This window comes from Flavicella sp. IMCC45537 (genome assembly GCF_057197705.1).
The window spans coordinates 505,784-523,245 of record NZ_CM170067.1; the positions used below are offsets into that span (position 1 = coordinate 505,784).

16 protein-coding genes are annotated in these 17,462 nt (G+C 33.4%); 2 read left to right on the top strand and 14 right to left on the bottom strand.

The annotated features are described in order from the left end of the window. Positions 1–86 precede the first annotated feature (86 nt). Positions 87–881, top strand: coding sequence for a M48 family metallopeptidase (locus tag AC2DGP_RS02335; RefSeq protein WP_484491422.1), 795 nt, complete (start codon positions 87–89; stop codon positions 879–881). On the opposite strand, the gene AC2DGP_RS02340 is transcribed toward AC2DGP_RS02335, so the two are convergent. From AC2DGP_RS02340 to AC2DGP_RS02355, 4 genes are all read right to left on the bottom strand, one after another. Next, a complete protein-coding gene (locus AC2DGP_RS02340; RefSeq protein WP_484491423.1) occupies positions 882–2,516 on the bottom strand; it encodes a M1 family metallopeptidase in 1,635 nt (544 codons plus the stop codon). It lies immediately after the preceding gene. Positions 2,517–2,696: 180 nt separating this feature from the next. Then, positions 2,697–4,280 (bottom strand): apolipoprotein N-acyltransferase, encoded by a 1,584-nt coding sequence (gene lnt / locus AC2DGP_RS02345; RefSeq protein WP_484491424.1) that lies wholly within the window; start codon positions 4,278–4,280, stop codon positions 2,697–2,699. Position 4,281: 1 nt separating this feature from the next. Next, positions 4,282–5,382: a putative type IX sorting system protein PorV2 gene (locus AC2DGP_RS02350; protein ID WP_484491425.1), complete on the bottom strand. Its 1,101-nt coding sequence runs from the start codon at positions 5,380–5,382 to the stop codon at positions 4,282–4,284. Between the two features lie 81 nt (positions 5,383–5,463). Further along, positions 5,464–6,426: a YheT family hydrolase gene (locus tag AC2DGP_RS02355; protein ID WP_484491426.1), complete on the bottom strand. Its 963-nt coding sequence runs from the start codon at positions 6,424–6,426 to the stop codon at positions 5,464–5,466. A gap of 147 nt (positions 6,427–6,573) precedes the next feature. Between AC2DGP_RS02355 and AC2DGP_RS02360 the strand changes: the two genes are divergently transcribed. After that, positions 6,574–7,293, top strand: coding sequence for a CDP-alcohol phosphatidyltransferase family protein (locus tag AC2DGP_RS02360; RefSeq protein WP_484492476.1), 720 nt, complete (start codon positions 6,574–6,576; stop codon positions 7,291–7,293). A 77-nt stretch (positions 7,294–7,370) separates the two neighbouring features. Here the strand turns inward: AC2DGP_RS02360 and AC2DGP_RS02365 are convergent, their stop codons facing one another. From AC2DGP_RS02365 to clcA, 10 genes are all read right to left on the bottom strand, one after another. Then, a complete protein-coding gene (locus AC2DGP_RS02365) occupies positions 7,371–7,964 on the bottom strand; it encodes a PhnA domain-containing protein (protein WP_484491427.1) in 594 nt (197 codons plus the stop codon). Positions 7,965–8,032: 68 nt separating this feature from the next. After that, a complete protein-coding gene (locus tag AC2DGP_RS02370; protein ID WP_484491428.1) occupies positions 8,033–9,520 on the bottom strand; it encodes a YfcC family protein in 1,488 nt (495 codons plus the stop codon). A 1-nt stretch (position 9,521) separates the two neighbouring features. After that, the gene (locus AC2DGP_RS02375) at positions 9,522–10,571 is read right to left on the bottom strand and encodes a hypothetical protein (protein WP_484491429.1); all 1,050 of its coding nucleotides are present in this window, start codon (positions 10,569–10,571) and stop codon (positions 9,522–9,524) included. 103 nt (positions 10,572–10,674) lie between these two features. Then, on the bottom strand, positions 10,675–11,361 hold the full coding sequence (locus AC2DGP_RS02380; RefSeq protein ID WP_484491430.1) for an ABC transporter ATP-binding protein: 687 nt from the start codon (positions 11,359–11,361) through the stop codon (positions 10,675–10,677). Positions 11,362–11,371: 10 nt separating this feature from the next. Then, positions 11,372–12,589 carry an ABC transporter permease gene (locus AC2DGP_RS02385; RefSeq protein ID WP_484491431.1) on the bottom strand — a complete coding sequence of 406 codons (1,218 nt, stop codon included), beginning with the start codon at positions 12,587–12,589 and terminating at the stop codon, positions 11,372–11,374. Positions 12,590–12,592: 3 nt separating this feature from the next. Next, the gene (locus AC2DGP_RS02390; protein WP_484491432.1) at positions 12,593–13,816 is read right to left on the bottom strand and encodes an ABC transporter permease; all 1,224 of its coding nucleotides are present in this window, start codon (positions 13,814–13,816) and stop codon (positions 12,593–12,595) included. A gap of 1 nt (position 13,817) precedes the next feature. Next, entirely contained in the window at positions 13,818–14,591 is a 774-nt protein-coding gene (locus tag AC2DGP_RS02395; RefSeq protein WP_484491433.1) for an outer membrane lipoprotein-sorting protein, read from the bottom strand. A gap of 58 nt (positions 14,592–14,649) precedes the next feature. Next, entirely contained in the window at positions 14,650–15,165 is a 516-nt protein-coding gene (locus AC2DGP_RS02400; protein WP_484491434.1) for a hypothetical protein, read from the bottom strand. A 4-nt stretch (positions 15,166–15,169) separates the two neighbouring features. Next, positions 15,170–16,063: an RluA family pseudouridine synthase gene (locus AC2DGP_RS02405; RefSeq protein WP_484491435.1), complete on the bottom strand. Its 894-nt coding sequence runs from the start codon at positions 16,061–16,063 to the stop codon at positions 15,170–15,172. Positions 16,064–16,087: 24 nt separating this feature from the next. After that, positions 16,088–17,410, bottom strand: coding sequence for a H(+)/Cl(-) exchange transporter ClcA (gene clcA, locus AC2DGP_RS02410; protein WP_484491436.1), 1,323 nt, complete (start codon positions 17,408–17,410; stop codon positions 16,088–16,090). Positions 17,411–17,462 lie beyond the last annotated feature (52 nt).

The following is a 17,462-nucleotide window of genomic DNA, read 5'->3' on the forward strand; positions in this document are numbered from 1 at the left end:
AATATAGACGAGATAATTTTAGAAGACTTACAGTCGTGTTTAATTATCTATATTCTATATTTGCATATCAAAGTTAAAAAAATATTATGAAGTTTTACGGTTCTCTTTTGTCTTTTGTTTTAATCGTGGTAAGTTGTTCAACAGTTCCAATTACTGGTAGGAAAAGACTTAATTTTGTTTCTGACGAAGAAGTTTTACCAATGAGTTTTGCTCAGTACAAAACGTTCTTAGAAGAAAATACTTTATCGAAGAATAAAGAACAATCTGAGGAGATTTCTGAAGTAGGGAAAAGAATATCAATCGCAGTTACAAAATTCATGAGAGAAAATCACATGAGTAAGGAGGCAGATAGCTATGAATGGGAGTTTAACTTAGTGCAAGATGAAACAATGAATGCTTGGTGTATGCCAGGGGGAAAAGTTGTTTTTTATACAGGGATTTTACCAATAGCTAAAAATACGGATGGTATTGCAGCGATTATGGGACATGAAGTAGCACATGCCTTTGCTAAGCATGGTCAAGAAAGAATGTCTTCCCAAAAGATTCAGCAAATGGGTGCGGTAGCAGTGGCTGCTGGAAGTTCAGGACAAGAGACTCAGGATCAAATGATGTGGAATATGGCCTATGGTTTAGGTTCGCAACTTGGAATGCTTAAATTTAGTCGTCAGCATGAAACAGAAGCAGACAAATTAGGAATGGTTTTTATGATCATGGCAGGATATAATCCAGAGGAGGCAGTGAATGTTTGGAAACGCATGAAAGAAGTTGGATCTAGTAGTACTCCTGAATTTATGAGTACACACCCATCGAATGACACACGAATTAAAGAATTACAAGCGTTTATTCCAGAAGCTAAAAGTTTGGCTGCCAAATACAAATAATCAATTCATCTTTTTGCTGTTGATATAGTAATTCTGATCTATTGCGAATGTGTTTATTTTGTAGTTGAACTTGGTTTTTTTCCATTCCAATGCAGGTTTGATAACATGTTGTACATTATTTATATAAATACGGATTGGTAATTTTAAATCCGGTACACAATTTGTCCAACGGTATTTTACATATTTTTTTCCGAGTTTGTATTCTAAGGTTGGTATTTGTGTAGTTCTTAAATATTGGTTGAAGATGGAAGAAAAGTCTGTTTTTGTAAAATCAGAGATATAAGCTTCGATTTGCTCTGTTGTTACAGTTTTATGATAAAATTGATGATTCAATCCTCTTAAAAGAAGTCGCCAAGTACCTTCGTTTCCTATCACATATCGTATAGTATGTAACATATTTGCTCCCTTATAATACATGTCTTCAGAACCTCTTTGGTTTACTCCATAAGGACCGATAATAGGTTTGTCATTTTTTATGTTCTTTCGAATACCTTGAACATATTCATTTCCTGCCTTAAGTCCATAAAAATAATCTAGATACATCACTTCAGAATAATTAGTAAAAGATTCGTGGATCCACATATCAGCAATATCTTTGTTGGTGATGTTATTTCCAAACCATTCATGACCCGATTCATGAATGATAATAAAATCAAATTTTTGCCCCCAACCAGAACCACTTAAATCAGTACCTCGGTATCCATTATCATAATTGTTTCCGTAACTCACCGCGCTTTGATGTTCCATCCCTAAATAAGGAACTTCTACAATTTTGTATCCGTCTTCATAAAAAGGATAAGGACCAAACCAGAACTCAAAGGCTTGTAGCATTTTATCTACTTGTTTGAATTGTTTTTTCGCTTTATAGAAATTTTGCTTTAACACATAGTAGTCGCAATATAAGTCACCTGCTTCACCTTGATGTGTGTTAGAAAAGGAGACATAATTCCCTATTGACATTTGAACTCCATAATTGTTTATTGGGTTGATAACTTTCCAATGGTAGCTTTTTGTTTTTTTTATACTATCGAAATTGGTTTCTACAAGCCTACCATTTCCAACTGCAACTAAATGTTGAGGAACAGTATAAGAAAGTTCCATTCCTAAATCCGGTTCATCGGAAAGATGATCTTTACAAGGCCACCATAAACTAGCACCATCACCTTGGCAGGCTGTGGCAATAAAATCAAAACCATTGCTGTCCTTTGCCCAAGTAAAACCTCCTTCCCAAGGTGCTTTTGTCGTTTCTTTAGGAGTTCCTTGGAATTTAATCTTAACAGTCTCTACGGAATCAAGGTTTTGTTTTTTTGTGAATTCGATATAATAAACGGCTCCTTCTTTTTTAAATTTTAGCGATTGACCATCTTGTAATATTTCTGTAATCAACATAGGGTATTGAAGATCAATTTGCATGATTCTCGCCTCTCTGATTACTTTGTATGTGATAGTATTTTGACCAGCGATAGATTTATGAGAGAGATCAACATCTATTTCTAAATTATATTTTTGCAGATCCCACCAACTTCTATATTCGTTTAAACTACCACGCAGACTGTCTTGTTTTGTGTAAAATTCTTTTTGTCCAAATGAGATAAATGTTAGGAATAGCAGGGGAATTACTACAATATATTTCATGCAATTTGATTTGGTTAATACGTAAATATAATAAAAAGCGATTTAGATATGATTTTCTTTTTTGGAGCTATTATTTTTTTTTAAAACTATAAATGAACCATTGATAGTAATAGTAGAGGTTTATGGAAGAAATCGATAACAAAAAAAAGTCCTGATTTAAGATCAGGACTTTTTTTGTTTTTAGTTTTGTTTTCTTTTGGTAAAAGAAGTAAGGAGAACGATTCCCATAACCAACATGGCAATTCTAAATATATAATCGCCTTGTTCCGTATAGTAAGTAGTTTTTGAATTAGTCTTAATAGAGCCTTTTATCGCTCCCTTAGCTCCATACGCTATACTTTGCATAATATCTCCCTTTTGATTGATAAGGGCTGATACTCCTGTATTGGCTGATCTAGCAATACTTCTTCTGTTTTCAATAGCCCTTAGTCTAGCTAAGCTTAAATGTTGCTTGTGTCCTTGACTGGTACTCCACCAACCATCGTTGGTAATGATTGCTAAAAAGTTGGCACCCAATTTAACATAGTCTGTAACGTATTCTCCGTATACGGATTCATAACAAATCACCGGAGCTAAGGTATTTTTATTAAAAGTGAAAACCTGTCTTTCTTTTTGTGTCGTTAAAGTAGAAACAGAACCACCTAAATCAATCATATACCCACCTAATAGCGGTGAAATAATATTTCGATAAGGTATGTGTTCTACACCAACTACTAATTTTGATTTATGGTAAAACTCAAATTCTTTTTTCGCTCTAAGAAAAATAGAGGAGTTGTAACTGTTATACCAGTTTTTGCTATTTCTAAAATAATTTGCCGTGGCATTAGGCTTTTGGTTTGAATCAAAACTATCATAAAAGGTAATTCCTGATAAAAAAGCTACATTACGATTTGAAAGTACAAAACTATTTAATTTAAAATATTCTTTCGTTCTTTTGAATTTATTGAGTTGTACAGGTTTCGATAGGGTTGTTTCTGGCGCTATCACAAAGTAATTATTAGAATCAAGTTTTGTTTGGGTTAAGTCAATTAAATCTTGAGCCATACCATAATTGGTAGTTTTGTATTTCTCTGTATAAGGATCAATATTAGGTTGTAATACTATAACATTTACACTTTCCTCAGATTCCTTAAAAGTATCGTAGAGGTAAAGTGATGAAAAAATTCCGATAATTATAACCGAGAGTGGTAGTAAGCTAGTCTTGATTAACAGTCTGTAGTTTTTGTGTTTTTGAAAATCGATTGCCACATAGAAAAATAAAATATTGACAATCCAAATCCAAAGCGTACCTCCAAAGGTTCCTGTATATTCATACCATTGAATCCATTTATAGTATTCTGAAAATCCATTTCCTAAATTGAGCCAAGGCCATGATAGTTCCCAATTTAAATGGAATTTTTCAAAACCAATCCATAAACACACTAACATCCATAGACTAAGTTTTTGGGAGATTTTTTTTGCAATGATGTGATACAAAAGAAAGATAATACTCATCAAAAAGGCATTTGCAAAAACAGCAAAATACATTCCAAATGGAGTTGCGTAATACAACCACCACGTAGTAATTGCATTGAAAATTAAAAAGCTAACATAGGATAATCCAAGAATTTTTAAATTAGATTTTTTAGTTCCATTATCTCTTAAGCTTTTTTCAGCAATAAGCAGTGGAACAAAAGCAATGAATAAAAATAAAGGGAAACCATACGTTGGCCAGGAGATGGCAAAAAATATACCTGACAATATCGCCAGTACTAATTTTTTCATGCTATTTATTTTGTTTTCTAGGTTTCATAAAGTCGAAATCTACTTTAATAGAAAATGTATTGGAGTACAATGCGTTTCCTGTACTTGCAATGTTTGATAGTGCATAGTCCACTTGGATCCCATGATAACTGAAACCAAGTCCTATATTGGGTTGGAAACTAAGAGAAGTACTGTCATCAAATTCATTGACATTTTGAAAATTTCCAACACCTAGTCTTAAAAATACTAATTTCTGATAATCCAATTGAAAACCTAAGGACGGATCTATACTAAGGGATTCATTAGAAATAATATCATTAGTTTGAGCAAATCTTGTATGGAAATTTACTTCTGTCAGTAATTTAAAGTCTTTGTTTTTAAAATCAAAATTTCTAGCAATTCCTAAATGTACTTTAGGAATTGTTAATTCCGTAGTTGTAGGTAATTCATCATTTTGTCCGGGAATAGCATTTTTAATATCCTCAAAGCCCTCTGAATCTATGGTCCATGTATTCACCGTTGTTGTAATATCACGCACCATTAAACCAAACTGCCATTTTTCTAAACGGTATTGCGCACCTGCATCAATTCCAAAACCCCATGATGATGCAAATTCACCAATCGTTCTACGAATAATTTTTGCGTTTAATCCAATACTTAATCCTTTCACAGATTTAATCTCCTTGGCAACTCCAAATGTAAAGGCATAATCAGCAGCAGAAAAAAGACTTACTCTATTGAAATCGATATTTCCGTTGTTATCAATTAATTGTGTAGTATTCAATATATCATCCACACCAAAACGAATTACTGAAAAAGCTAGAACAAGGCCATCATCTTCTTTTGGAGCTAAGGCCACAGCAGCGTAATCATAATTTGCAATTCCAGCAAAATGAGAGGTATGCATTAAAGCACCTTGACTTACTTTTATTTTTGAAAGACCTGCTGGGTTCCAGTAAATGGAATTCACATCAGAGCTGGTAGCGGTTACAGATTTACTCATCCCTAAAGCAGCCGCATCTACACCAATGTTTAAAAATTCATTAGAATATTTACGAGCTGTTTGCCCAACTATTGAGTTTGTAAAGGCAAAAATGAATAAAATGAAAGTTAATTTTTTCAAATGATTGTAATCTTTTTATCATGGTTACCCCATGTTATTGCAAATATATTGTATTTATGTTCAGTATTTAAATCAATGTAGCTAATCCTTTAAATAATTCAATATTTTTCTCTCAAACCATTGGTCGTTTCTTTTTCTAAAAGATTTCACAAATCCAATATGCCCACCTTTGTCAGCTAGTTCTAAATGCAAATAATCACTGGCTTTTGCTATTTCTATTGGAAAACATGATGCCGATAAAAAAGGATCATTCTTTGCTGTTAATAAATAACTAGAGACTTTAATGTCTTTTAAAAAAGACTTGCAGCTCGCTTTCTCCCAGTAATCTTCTGCGTCTTTAAATCCAAATGAAGGAGCGGTAAATAAGGAATCAAAATCTGCAAAATTTTGCGCCTTTTTTAATGTGTCAATGTCCAATTTTTTATCAGGGTATAATGCCGCCTTTTGCAATGCTTTTGATACTAACGTTTTTAAAAAGCGTTTCATATAAATAAAATTACTTTTTTTTGCCAATGCTATAGAAGCACCTTTTAAATCACAAGGAGCAGAAATAGAGATCACTTTATTAACAAGAGCGTTCAAATTATTTTTTTGTTCTCCTGCGTATTTTAAAACAACATTGCCTCCTAAACTAAAACCGAGTAATGAAATATTTTGATAGTCATAGTGGGTAGCTAAATGGTTTAAAACATAATGCAAATCTCCTGTTTCACCAGTGTGATAGGCTTTGAATTTATTGTTTAATTGACCACTACATCCTCTTAAATTAATAACGATTACATCATAATTATGATTATTCAAGAAAGAAGTTGTGGTCAAGACATATTTTGATTCAGAGCTTCCTTCTAAACCATGAATTACAAGTACAGCCTGCTTTGAGTTACAGGTAGCGAAGTCTAGATCTAAAAAATCACCATCAGGTGTCTCTATTCTTTTTCTATTAAAGCTAGCCGAAGGGTTTGTAAACAACGTTCGGTACATGGTACTGAAATGACTATTGGTAAACGGAAATGAGGCTTTAAAGGAAGTATTAATTAGTGGCATAGACTGAATGTTAATACAAAGATACTAGAGAATATTGAGAGATTAGATGAAAGAGACATGTAATTTTTTAAGTCGAGAAACTTTAAAAATTTAAGATTATGATTTTATGAGGGATTGTCTATTTTTACAAAAAAATAAAAAATGAATATCAAGAAACATATTCCCAATACAATTACGCTTTTAAATCTATTATCAGGGATTATTGCTGTTTTTTATGCAATATTTGGAGCTCTAGAATTAGCAGGTGTATTCGTAATCATAGGTATCGTATTTGATTTTTTTGATGGGTTTGCCGCTAGGGTTCTTAATGTACAAGGGGAGTTAGGAAAGCAATTAGATTCATTAGCGGACATGGTAACCTCTGGTTTGGTACCTGGAATCGTTTTATTTCAATTAATTTTAAGATCCACAACAAATGTCCCTATTGAAACCTTGTTTCAAAGTGAAGGTTTTGAGTTTTTGCCATTTATCGGTTTGTTAGTTCCTCTGGCATCCGCATATAGGTTAGCGAAGTTTAACATTGATACACGACAAAGTTCATCTTTTATTGGGCTACCGACCCCTGCAAATACTTTACTGATTGTTTCCTTGCCTTGGATTTTGGCTTATAGCAATATTGAAATTTTTACGGAATTTTTACAAAACGCATATGTATTGGTAGCGATATCAATTTTATGTTCGTATTTGCTAAATGCAGATATTCCATTGTTTGCTCTGAAATTTCAAAATTTTTCATGGAAGGACAATAGCTATAAATTTGTGTTTTTAGGAGTTTCAATGTTGATGTTAATTGGATTAAAATTTATTGCGATTCCGTTGATTATTTTACTGTACGTAATTGTTTCTGTTTGGAATAATAGAAAATAAATTCAAAACATTAGATCATAAAAAAGGCGATTCCATTGTATTGAAATCGCCTTTTTTATGATGTTTATGAAAAGTAATTATTCTTTAGGGAAAGATTTTTTTACAAATTTTGTTAGGATAACGATATGTACTCCGTTGATTCTACCTTCAATATGTTCTGCATTATCGTGCGTTAATGATATATTACGTACCGCAGTACCTCGCTTTGCCGTAAAATTCCCACCACCTTTTACATCTAAATCCTGCGTAAGGGTAATAGTATCCCCATTGCTAAGCAAAGCACCGTTGCAATCTTTATGAATAATTTTTTCATCTTCGCTTAAGCCTTCTCCTGTAGCGGCAGCATATTTTAAAATATCTTCTTCTAGATACATCATATCTAATAAATCTTGCGGCCATCCTTCGTTTTTTAAACGATTTAACATGCGCCAAGCGATCACCTTAACACTATCAAATTCACTCCACATACTGTCATTTAAACAACGCCAATGATTAGGGTCTGTGCTATCAGGGTTTTCAATTTGTTCTATACAAGTTGTACAGGCTAAAATATTTTCATCAATACCTCCTGTGTTCATTGGTTTAATTTGATAAGCAGCCAAGCTTTGTGTGGAACCACAAAGTTCACAGGTTTTTCCACTTCTTGATTCTAATTCGGATAATATACTCATGAGTTTATTGATGTTTTTTAGAGACACAAACTTACACTAATCTTTCAGATTGAGGTGTGATTTATAAATTAAAATTCTACCGATAGCGTGGTTATAACTAGTACAAAAATTAGTAAAACAAAAACTAATGGCATAATGAATCTTAGCCATTTATCGTAACCAACATTAACGATAGCTAGAGAAGCTAAAATTAAACCTGTTGGATTGATAAAGGCAAATAAGCCCATGCCATATAAATAACAATTGACAATTATTTCTCTTCCAAAACCTAAACTATCAGCTAAAGGTGCCATAATTGGCATTGTTAAAACCGCCATTCCGGATGAGGATGGTATAAAAAAGGACAAGGCTCCATAGATAAAAACTAATAGATTAGCGAATAGACTTTGAGGCATATTTGAAGTAAGCTCACTGGCATAATAAAGTATGGTATTACTGATCATAGCATCATCCATAACAATAGAAATTCCTCTTGCAATACCAATAATGAATGCGACTCCTAAAAGTTCACTTGCACCTTTTACAAAAGTTGAAACGAATATTTTTTCATTTATCTTTCCTAGGAAACCGATCAGTATCGCTCCAGAAAAAAAGACAGTGGTCATTTCTAAAAACCACCATTCTAATTTAGAAACTCCATAGATCATTATTATAAAACAACTAATAAAAACTAATAGTATGGATCTTAAACGCAAATTCAATTCTTTTTTATGAATGCTCATAAATTGATTTTCGATTTCTTGTTTTTGATCGTAAATCAGTGAAGATTCTGGTGATTTTTGAACTTTTTTACCATATCGAATGATATAGATGACACATATTGCGGTTGCTAAAACTAGAAATAATAGGCGTAACTCGATTCCAGTTGTCCAACTGATACCAGCTGTATCTGAGGCAATGATGGTACTAAATGGATTTGTGGTAGAAAACATGGTTCCTATACTAGACCCAATATAAATACAAGCTAAGGCAACCATAGCGTCGTATTGAGCAGCTAAAAATATGGGAATCAAAATTGGATAAAAAGCGATGGTTTCTTCGGCCAAGCCAAAAGTAGTTCCCCCAATGGCAATTGTAGTTGTCGTGAAGATAATTAACAAGTATTCTTTTCCTTGTAAAGTATCTCCAAGCCAAGATATTCCGGCATCAAAAGCACCAGTAAAATTCATAATTCCAATCAATCCTCCTAAAATGAGAACTAAAAATATTATATCAGATGCAGCTATGATTCCTTTGATAGGGGCTTTTAATAGAGCAATTATATTTTGAGGTTTTGATTCCAGTTGTTGGTAAGTATTTGGAATGGTAATGGGTTTCCAAATGGCACCTGATGTGAATTTTTCTAAGGGAATTACAATTTGCAAAGAATCTAAAGATTGTTCATTTGCTTTTATTTTTTTATCCGTTTCTTGAGAATGAATGATAAAGGTAGTGTCTTCAGAATCGAAAGCTAAGGTATCATAGGATCCTGCAGGAATGAACCAAGTAAGCCCAACAACAAAGGCACAAATGAGCAGCAAAAAAGTAGGAGCGGAGGGAATGCTAATTTTTTTCATTTTAAAAACTCCATTTGAATCTCCAATAAATTCCGTTACCAACATTTTGAAATGAACTGGTGGAAAATTCTTGCCAGAAAAACTGACCAATTACATCCAAGTCTAGATTATTCATGATGCTAAAAGTAGTGGTAGGTGCAATTGATAAACTATTTACACCAAAACTATATACTGTCATCAAAGAGCCTGTAAAAATAGGACTAAACATATAGGATGCGGTTCCCATGATGTTGTGTTTTGCAGGCATTAAATATTCTGCATTGGGAACTTCAAACACATCGTTCACAGCGTCAGAAACTAAGTTTGTACCTGAGGAGTTAAATAAATAACTGGTCATTAAATAAGTTCCATTTTTTAAGGAATAATCTAAGCTGGTAGAAAAGGAGGTATTGGTTGCCTCTTCATTATTTTCATAAGGTTTAAATACGGTTAATTCCCCTTTAAATCCAATACTTTTGATGCTTCCTGCCCACCCAGTTCCTACAGAAATTTTTTCTTGAAATTTACCTGCTAAAAATTGAAAGTCATAATTCATGGTATTGAATTTATACATTGCTGAGAAGATATCTGTCTTCCAGTCCCCTGTAAATTTATAGGCAAAATCTATGCTAGACATATAAGTAGGGAAATATGAGAATCTCACAGCGTCTGCACCTTCACGCTCTTCATAATCAAAATCATAGATATTATAACTGTTGAAAACATCATTCGGATTCCAAGTAGTATTTATGCCCCAGTTGATGCGTTGTCTACCAAGTCTTAATTGTGTTTTTTCACTAGAATATTGATAATAGGCTCTGTCAATAATGGTACTCATAACAATATTACTATTTCCAATAATTAAAAATTCAAAAGGAAGAACGCCGTCGTATTCGTTGATTAGTTTTCCGTAATTGGGTATGGATGATACAGAGGCTCCGTAAAAAATACGATTTCTTAATTCCGTTACAATTCTGTGTCCTTGGCCAAGATCATATGCAAAATTCAAACGGTTGTGAATAAGATTGTCAACTGCTAAATCAGATTCTGCTACAAATCCAAGAGTCTGCATATACTTTAGATATCCCCTAAAAGATAAATTCTCTTTGAATGCACTTTTTTCTTGCGCAAAACAGGTGCATGAGCTGTATATTAAAATGAGTAAGCAAAAGCGTTTAACGTTGTTCATCATTTACAATTTTTCCATCATCTAAATAAATAACTCTTTTGGCTCTATCAATCACTCTTTGATCATGTGTAGAGAACACAAAAGTCATATTTTCTTCCTCATTTAATCTAGCCATTAAATCCAAAAGATCTTTTGTAGAGGTACTGTCTAAGTTAGCTGTAGGTTCATCTGCTAAAATATAGGCCGGTTTTGCAGCCAAAGCTCTCACAACGGCCACTCTTTGCTGTTGTCCGCCAGAAAGTTCACCTGGCTTGCTGTCTTCTTTTCCTTCTAAGCCAACTTCTTTTAATAGTTTATAAACTCTTTCTTTTCTCTCTTCTTTAGGGATGTCTTGTAAAAGCATAATAAACTCGGCATTTTCATAGGCAGATAAAACAGGAATTAAATTATAAGCTTGAAAAACAAAACCTATATTTTTTTGACGGAAGTTTGTCATTTCCGATTTGTTCAGTTCTGCGATATCTTGATTGTTTAGAATAATATTTCCAGAATTTGGACTATCCAAACCGCCAATCATATTGAGTAAAGTTGTTTTTCCTGAACCAGAGGGACCAACCAATGCTGTAAATTCACCTTCATTGATTTGAATAGATACATCGTTTAAGGCATGTACAGCGATATCACCTTCACCGAATATTTTATGAACCTTGATTGTTTCAATTACTTTTTTCATAATTCTTGTATTAAATAGACCTGATGGCTTCTATGGGATTTAGTTTCGTTGCAATTCTACTCGGATAAAACCCACCAATAAACGTTGCAAAAAGAATGTAAAGTGTATAGATTATGTAGTACTGTGGGTCAATTTCAAAATAGACCATAGGATCATAGCCAAACGACTCCAAACCTTGTCCAAAACCGGATAAATCAAAGCCTTTATTTCCAAAATATTGCATGGTTAGAAAGCCTAATAAAATTCCAATAGGACCTCCCACAATACCGTATACTAGTGATTCAAAAACAATCATCAAGCGAATGTTCCATTTTTTCATACCCACGGCCATTAAAATTCCCAGTTCTTTTTTTCTTTCTAAAATAGACATGGTGAGTGTATTGATAATTCCAAACAGCAAAGCTGCAATAATTATGGACATCAAGATGTACATGGTAGAATCCATCATTTCTACACCATAGGCAATCTCAGGAAAACGAGTTTTCCAACTTTCAATTAAACTTTCAGAATGTTTTTGTTGAAGGTTCTGTGCAATTTGCGCGGCCTGTGTTTCGTGTTTTGTTTTGATAATAATTTCATGGGTTGGCACGGATCCAATAATTTTTTGAATCGTGTTTTTGGGAACGAATACTGTAGTTGCATCAAAGGCTTCATTTCCTGCATTAAATATGCCACAAACTTTAAAATTTTTTGAAACTTGTATCGTATTAGGATCTGTAAAATTCAATTGAATTTTTGAGTTCATCCTTAGGTGTAATTCTTCTGCTAGTTTTTTACCAACCAATATAGGGTAGGTATTGTTAGATTCTAAAAAAGTACCTTCGAGTAATCTTGTTTCTAAATTTAAAACCTGTTGTTCGGCTTTGGCATCAACCCCAAGTAGTTTCACTCCCATCTGGCCGTGTGGACTTACTGCATAGGCTTCTGTTTTAAATCTGGAGGAATAGGAATGAATGTCAGGATTGCTATCCAAGGTTTGAATTAGGTTTTCAATATTTTCAATAGTGTTTGTAATATCTCCATCTACATCATAGGTGGTAGAGTGTATTTGGATATCACCGATTTCTAAATGAATCATTTTATCAACCCGCTGGTTTACTAAGCCTGTAGAAAAGCCCATCAAGAAAATGGAACTCCATATTCCTAAAGCTATAGAAAGAATGACAATTGAAGTACGCAAAGGGTTTCTCCAACAATTTCTCCAAGCAATTTTTATAATGGTTTTCATAATTTACTGTTTCATGGATTCAATTGCGTTGATTTTTATCAACTTAAAAATAATATAGGTAGAAGCAACTCCTGCAATGGCCAATACAGCAAAGGAATTTGCTAAAAATACCTCTAAAAACATTCCTGTTCCCACATAAGGTTCAAAACCTTGATCAATAATAGCTTTGGCAGCTTCACCGCCTAATTCTATTGGGTTGTTATTTAAATAATATAAGAATGGCATGGCTATCAAGTTACCAAAGAGCACACCAATACTGGCTAGTAAAAATAACTCTGTCATGGTGATAAATATCAAACTACTCCTTCCTGTTCCGATAGCTGAAAGCACACCGAATTCAAATTTTCTTTCGTTATATAACATCACAATGGTTCCAAAAATTCCAAAACCAACAATCATATAAAGTATACCAGAAATGATTAATCCAGAATTAGCATCTAATTCTAATCCTTGTTTTAATCCAGGTAATACCTCCATCCATGTTCTAAGTTTTAGCAAGGGATCTGTTAGTTCATTTTGAATTTTTTCAGCAACGATAGGAAGGTCATTACTGTTCTCTAAATCTATCAGTACATGGGTAAATCTATTTTCTGCTACATGCATATACTGAGCCTCTTTTATGGGCATAAAAACCATATTAGAAAAATCACCCACTGAAAAACTTAACAAACCTTTGATTGGATATAATCCGGCAGCCGTATACCCTTGATAACCTTGGCCCATCAAAACTAAAGTGTCACCAACAGTAACCTTATAATAATCTGCCATTCTTTCTGTGATTAATATCGCTTTATCATCAGGCGAGAGTAGGGCACCTTTTTTTAGTTTTCTGTCTAGCTTTAGTAATTTATTATCGGTTAATGGATTGATTCCGTTTAAAGCGGCAAATCTAGATTTTAGTCCAGTTGAGACCAAAGCTCCCGATTGAAACTTGGTATAAACACCACTAACACCATCAATTTCTCTTATTTTTTTTAAATCAATTTGGTCAGAGGTAAGTGTGTTGTCAATTATTTTTTCATCAACATAGCTACTGTCAGTTATTTGAAGGTATCCAACACTTCCGGAAACAGTGTTTTTGATATTAAAATCATAGGTCCAGAATTGCATTTGACGTAAGAAAAGAACAAAAAATAGCGAAGCGGCAATAGAAGAGATCGTCAGAAAAGCTCTTTTTCTATTTCGCCAAATATTTCGCCAAGCGAGCATGATAAATGTAAACCTCATATTATGCTTTTATTTTGGTCATATATTGAGTAGTAAAATAATGAGAAGGAACTTTTACATCAAATTCAATTGATTCATATTCCATCAATGTCTTTTGGTTAGGTTTGTCTGCAGGGAAAAATTCCATTTTACTAGGAATTATTTCTCCTCCCATGTTTTTGATGTCAGAGGCTAGCATTGTGTTTACCAACTCCATGTCTTCATCAAAAGATTCCTGCTTCATTACATTATAATTTTCCTTTTCAATCCAAAGTTCAATTTTCCCCCAGATTACATCGGCATTTTCATGCGGAATTAGCTTAATGCGGTAACAGTCTTTTTCTGAAATAGTTTCTGTACCTAGCAGCGTGTGATCAAAATCTTTTGAAAGTGAGGTTTTCTTTACCAAATCATCATTACTCAAGTCCGTTCCCATCCAACTCTGATTCATCATTGAAGGAGGCATTTTTATATTACGTTCTATAGAAGGAAGATAATACCAAATTTCTCTGTTTCGTTTTAAGTAGGTTGTTCCTTTGTCACGTACAGGTTCCATAATATACATTAAACTAAGATCCTCACCCTGTGTCCATGATTTCATTCTCATTTCACGTGTGTATCTTGCTCGGATAGTGGTTATTTTCATTTCTGAAATAGAGCTTTTACCTCTTAATTTATTCTCAGCTTTGTATATTATTTTTTCTATCTCTGTAGTATTTTGAGCAGTGATTGAGAAGAAAGAAAAAGCAATCAAACAAAATGTTAGTATGGAAGTAGAAAAAGGATTTTTCATCATGAGAAAAAAAGAATTAATAAGTTTAAAAGTAATAATTTAATAAGGGACTAACAATTTATTAATTGTCTAAAATTTTATGTACCTGTTTGCTTAAACTGTGTTTTATACCCGGAGAAAGACTTTCAGTGTATTGGTCTTGTGTCCAAAGTTTAATTTCACTTTTTAGCTCTGGGAATTTATCTACAGTACTCAAAATAAATTTCATTGCTGTAATTCTAGTAGAGGGAATCAGTTTTATGTTCTCCCAGATATTCAAACAGATATCAAAAAGTTTTCCTTCTTGTTCTTCTCCAAGTTCCATCTTTAATAAAATAATTATGGTTTGTCTTTGATGTCCTTCTTTTAAGGTTGGGAGTTGTTCTATCAAGCGATCTATAAAACCAAAAATTCTTGAATCATTGCGAGACATCGCATGACCGATGAGCCAAGATGCTTTCCAAGCGTCAGGAGTATTTTTTAATGAAAGTTCAAGTAATGGTAAAAAGGCATTTGGATTGGATTTGATAAAACGCATCAATCCTTCTTTATTTTTTCTTGTCTCAAATAACTCTTTTAGATTTTCTTCTGTATACATAATATTAAAATATGAACGATGGGAAAAGGCGTTGAAATTTTTTTGTGACACTAGCTTTAAAAAATAAAATCTCTCGCGTTATGGGGTGCGTAAATTCTAAAGAGTAGGCATGTAAATACAAACCATTTCCTTTTGCCCGTTTTTCTGGATTACAATAAATGGAGTCGCCTAGAATAGGGTTTCCAATGGAAGAAAGGTGTTTTCGTATTTGATGTTTTCTACCAGTTGCTGGGTATAGTTTAACCAAATTCAGAAACTCATATTTTTCAGAAATTTCAGAAACTAAAATTTTATATTTTGTGCTTGATGGTTTAGCATCTATCGGAGTGTTAATATCCCCTTCAGCATTCATTTTTCCTGTAGAGACGGCAAAATATGTTTTGTTTATTTTTTTTTCTTCAAATAATTTATTCAGTTTGATTACTGAACTACTCGTTTTTCCAATTAGTAAAATTCCACTTGTTGGATGGTCCAATCGATGAATAGGTTCTGGAGATACTAAGGCGTCTGGGTGACTACTTTTTTTTAAATGTGAGGACAATGCATTTTCTAAGGTCCATTTTTTATTACCACTGACAGTTATCCCAGCAGGTTTATTTACAAGTGCTAGATAGTCATCTTCAAAAATAACTTCTAGCTGGATGTCAATTTTTGGTTTGTTTTTTTTTGAACTAGATTCATATAGTTCTATGATTTCTCCACCTAGCAAGAAAGTTCCAGAATTAACGCAATTACCATTGATTTTAATAAGTTTGTTTTTAAGCGCTTTTTTTACACCACTTTTTGTTGGAATATGTTCAAACATACCAGGAGCTAAATCTTGTAGTCTTGTTTTTTTCTCTAGCAATGGAACTTTGAAAGTTTCAATGATTTTCAAAGTTTTTTCAGGTGTATTCATAAGTCAAAGTTAATGAAAATGGAATCAAGAATTGACTTTTGTATTTGTTATTGTTTGTGAAAGTAGCGTTGCGTAAATCGGTTTGTTTCCCATGAGAGTAGTCAATACAGAGGCGGTTACTGTTGTTATAATTAGTGGTAAAATTAATTCGTAGTTTGAAGTCATTTCAACGGCTAGCACCAAACCGGTTAATGGAGCTCTCACGGTTGCTGCAAAAATTGCAGCCATTCCTGCTACAGCGAATACTCCCGGATGCTGAATAAAGTTAGGGAAGTAGGTTTGCATTGCGATCCCATAATACATACCAAATAAGATTCCTAATGTCAACATGGGAACAAAAATCCCCCCGGATACTCCTGAAGAATAGCTAAAAATGGTAAGCAACATTCTGATGCCAAGTAAAAACAATAAAAAACTCAATGAAAAATTATGATTGAGGACTTGTGTAATAGTATGATAACCGCCACCAATCATCTCAGGGAAAAACAAGCCTGTAGATCCTATAATAATGGCCATAAAAATTCCAATTATGATAACTGGTTTTTCCTTGAGAAAAGAAAATAGAGTAAGTGAACCAATTAATAAATAATTAAACAAATATCCGAGAATTCCAAATATCAGACCAAGAATGGCAAACATCCATAAGGAACTAGGATCAGGACTTACAAAAATTGTCATTTTAATACTAGGTGCAGGTTCCAGTAACAAACGAACCATTAAATCAGCAGTACCTGCGCCTACCATAATGGCAGCAACTGAGAAAAAATTCCATTTAAAATGTTCGTGCATTTCTTCAATAACAAAAATAATTCCGGCAAAAGGTGCATTAAAAGCACTAGCTAAACCAGCTGCTGCACCCGCGGATATTAAAGCATTTTCTTTTATGGAGGAAGGAGCAAGGATATCCTTTACCATTTTACCTATATTGGCACCTAATTGAATTGTTGGACCTTCTCTGCCGAGTAGCAAGCCACTACCTAAGGATAGTAGAGATGCAAAGAATTTTACCGGTAGTACTCTTTTCCATCGCATCGGACGGATTCCATCCAAAGCACCTTCAATTTCTTGAATTCCACTACCTGTGGTCTCTGGTGCGTATTTTCTGACTAAAAATAGAGACAACGAAACAGTGATTGCGATAAAAATAATTGGATAAATCCATGAAATACTAGCCTCAGTGGTTGAGATAGAAAATAATTTATCTCTATACTGCTCAATAAAATTCAAACAAATCCTGAAAAAGGAACTTACTATACCAACAAGAACACCTATTACGAAAGCATAGAACAATAATTTATTATTGCTGCCATTGTTTTTATGGAGGCGAAATTTAGATCTGAAATTCATAAAATAGCAATAGGAATATGACTAAAAATAATAAAAATATTGAAGTTAGGCA

Bases quoted from the DNA above. Each gene is read 5' to 3' on its own strand.
- AC2DGP_RS02335 (WP_484491422.1), top strand. From the start codon at position 87: ATGAAGTTTTACGGTTCTCTTTTGTCTTTTGTTTTAATCGTGGTAAGT.
- AC2DGP_RS02340 (WP_484491423.1), bottom strand. From the start codon at position 2,516: ATGAAATATATTGTAGTAATTCCCCTGCTATTCCTAACATTTATCTCA.
- lnt (WP_484491424.1), bottom strand. From the start codon at position 4,280: ATGAAAAAATTAGTACTGGCGATATTGTCAGGTATATTTTTTGCCATC.
- AC2DGP_RS02355 (WP_484491426.1), bottom strand. From the start codon at position 6,426: ATGCCACTAATTAATACTTCCTTTAAAGCCTCATTTCCGTTTACCAAT.
- AC2DGP_RS02365 (WP_484491427.1), bottom strand. From the start codon at position 7,964: ATGAGTATATTATCCGAATTAGAATCAAGAAGTGGAAAAACCTGTGAA.
- AC2DGP_RS02370 (WP_484491428.1), bottom strand. From the start codon at position 9,520: ATGAAAAAAATTAGCATTCCCTCCGCTCCTACTTTTTTGCTGCTCATT.
- AC2DGP_RS02375 (WP_484491429.1), bottom strand. From the start codon at position 10,571: ATGCAGACTCTTGGATTTGTAGCAGAATCTGATTTAGCAGTTGACAAT.
- AC2DGP_RS02380 (WP_484491430.1), bottom strand. From the start codon at position 11,361: ATGAAAAAAGTAATTGAAACAATCAAGGTTCATAAAATATTCGGTGAA.
- AC2DGP_RS02385 (WP_484491431.1), bottom strand. From the start codon at position 12,589: ATGAAAACCATTATAAAAATTGCTTGGAGAAATTGTTGGAGAAACCCT.
- AC2DGP_RS02390 (WP_484491432.1), bottom strand. From the start codon at position 13,816: ATGAGGTTTACATTTATCATGCTCGCTTGGCGAAATATTTGGCGAAAT.
- AC2DGP_RS02395 (WP_484491433.1), bottom strand. From the start codon at position 14,591: ATGATGAAAAATCCTTTTTCTACTTCCATACTAACATTTTGTTTGATT.
- AC2DGP_RS02400 (WP_484491434.1), bottom strand. From the start codon at position 15,165: ATGTATACAGAAGAAAATCTAAAAGAGTTATTTGAGACAAGAAAAAAT.
- AC2DGP_RS02405 (WP_484491435.1), bottom strand. From the start codon at position 16,063: ATGAATACACCTGAAAAAACTTTGAAAATCATTGAAACTTTCAAAGTT.
- clcA (WP_484491436.1), bottom strand. From the start codon at position 17,410: ATGAATTTCAGATCTAAATTTCGCCTCCATAAAAACAATGGCAGCAAT.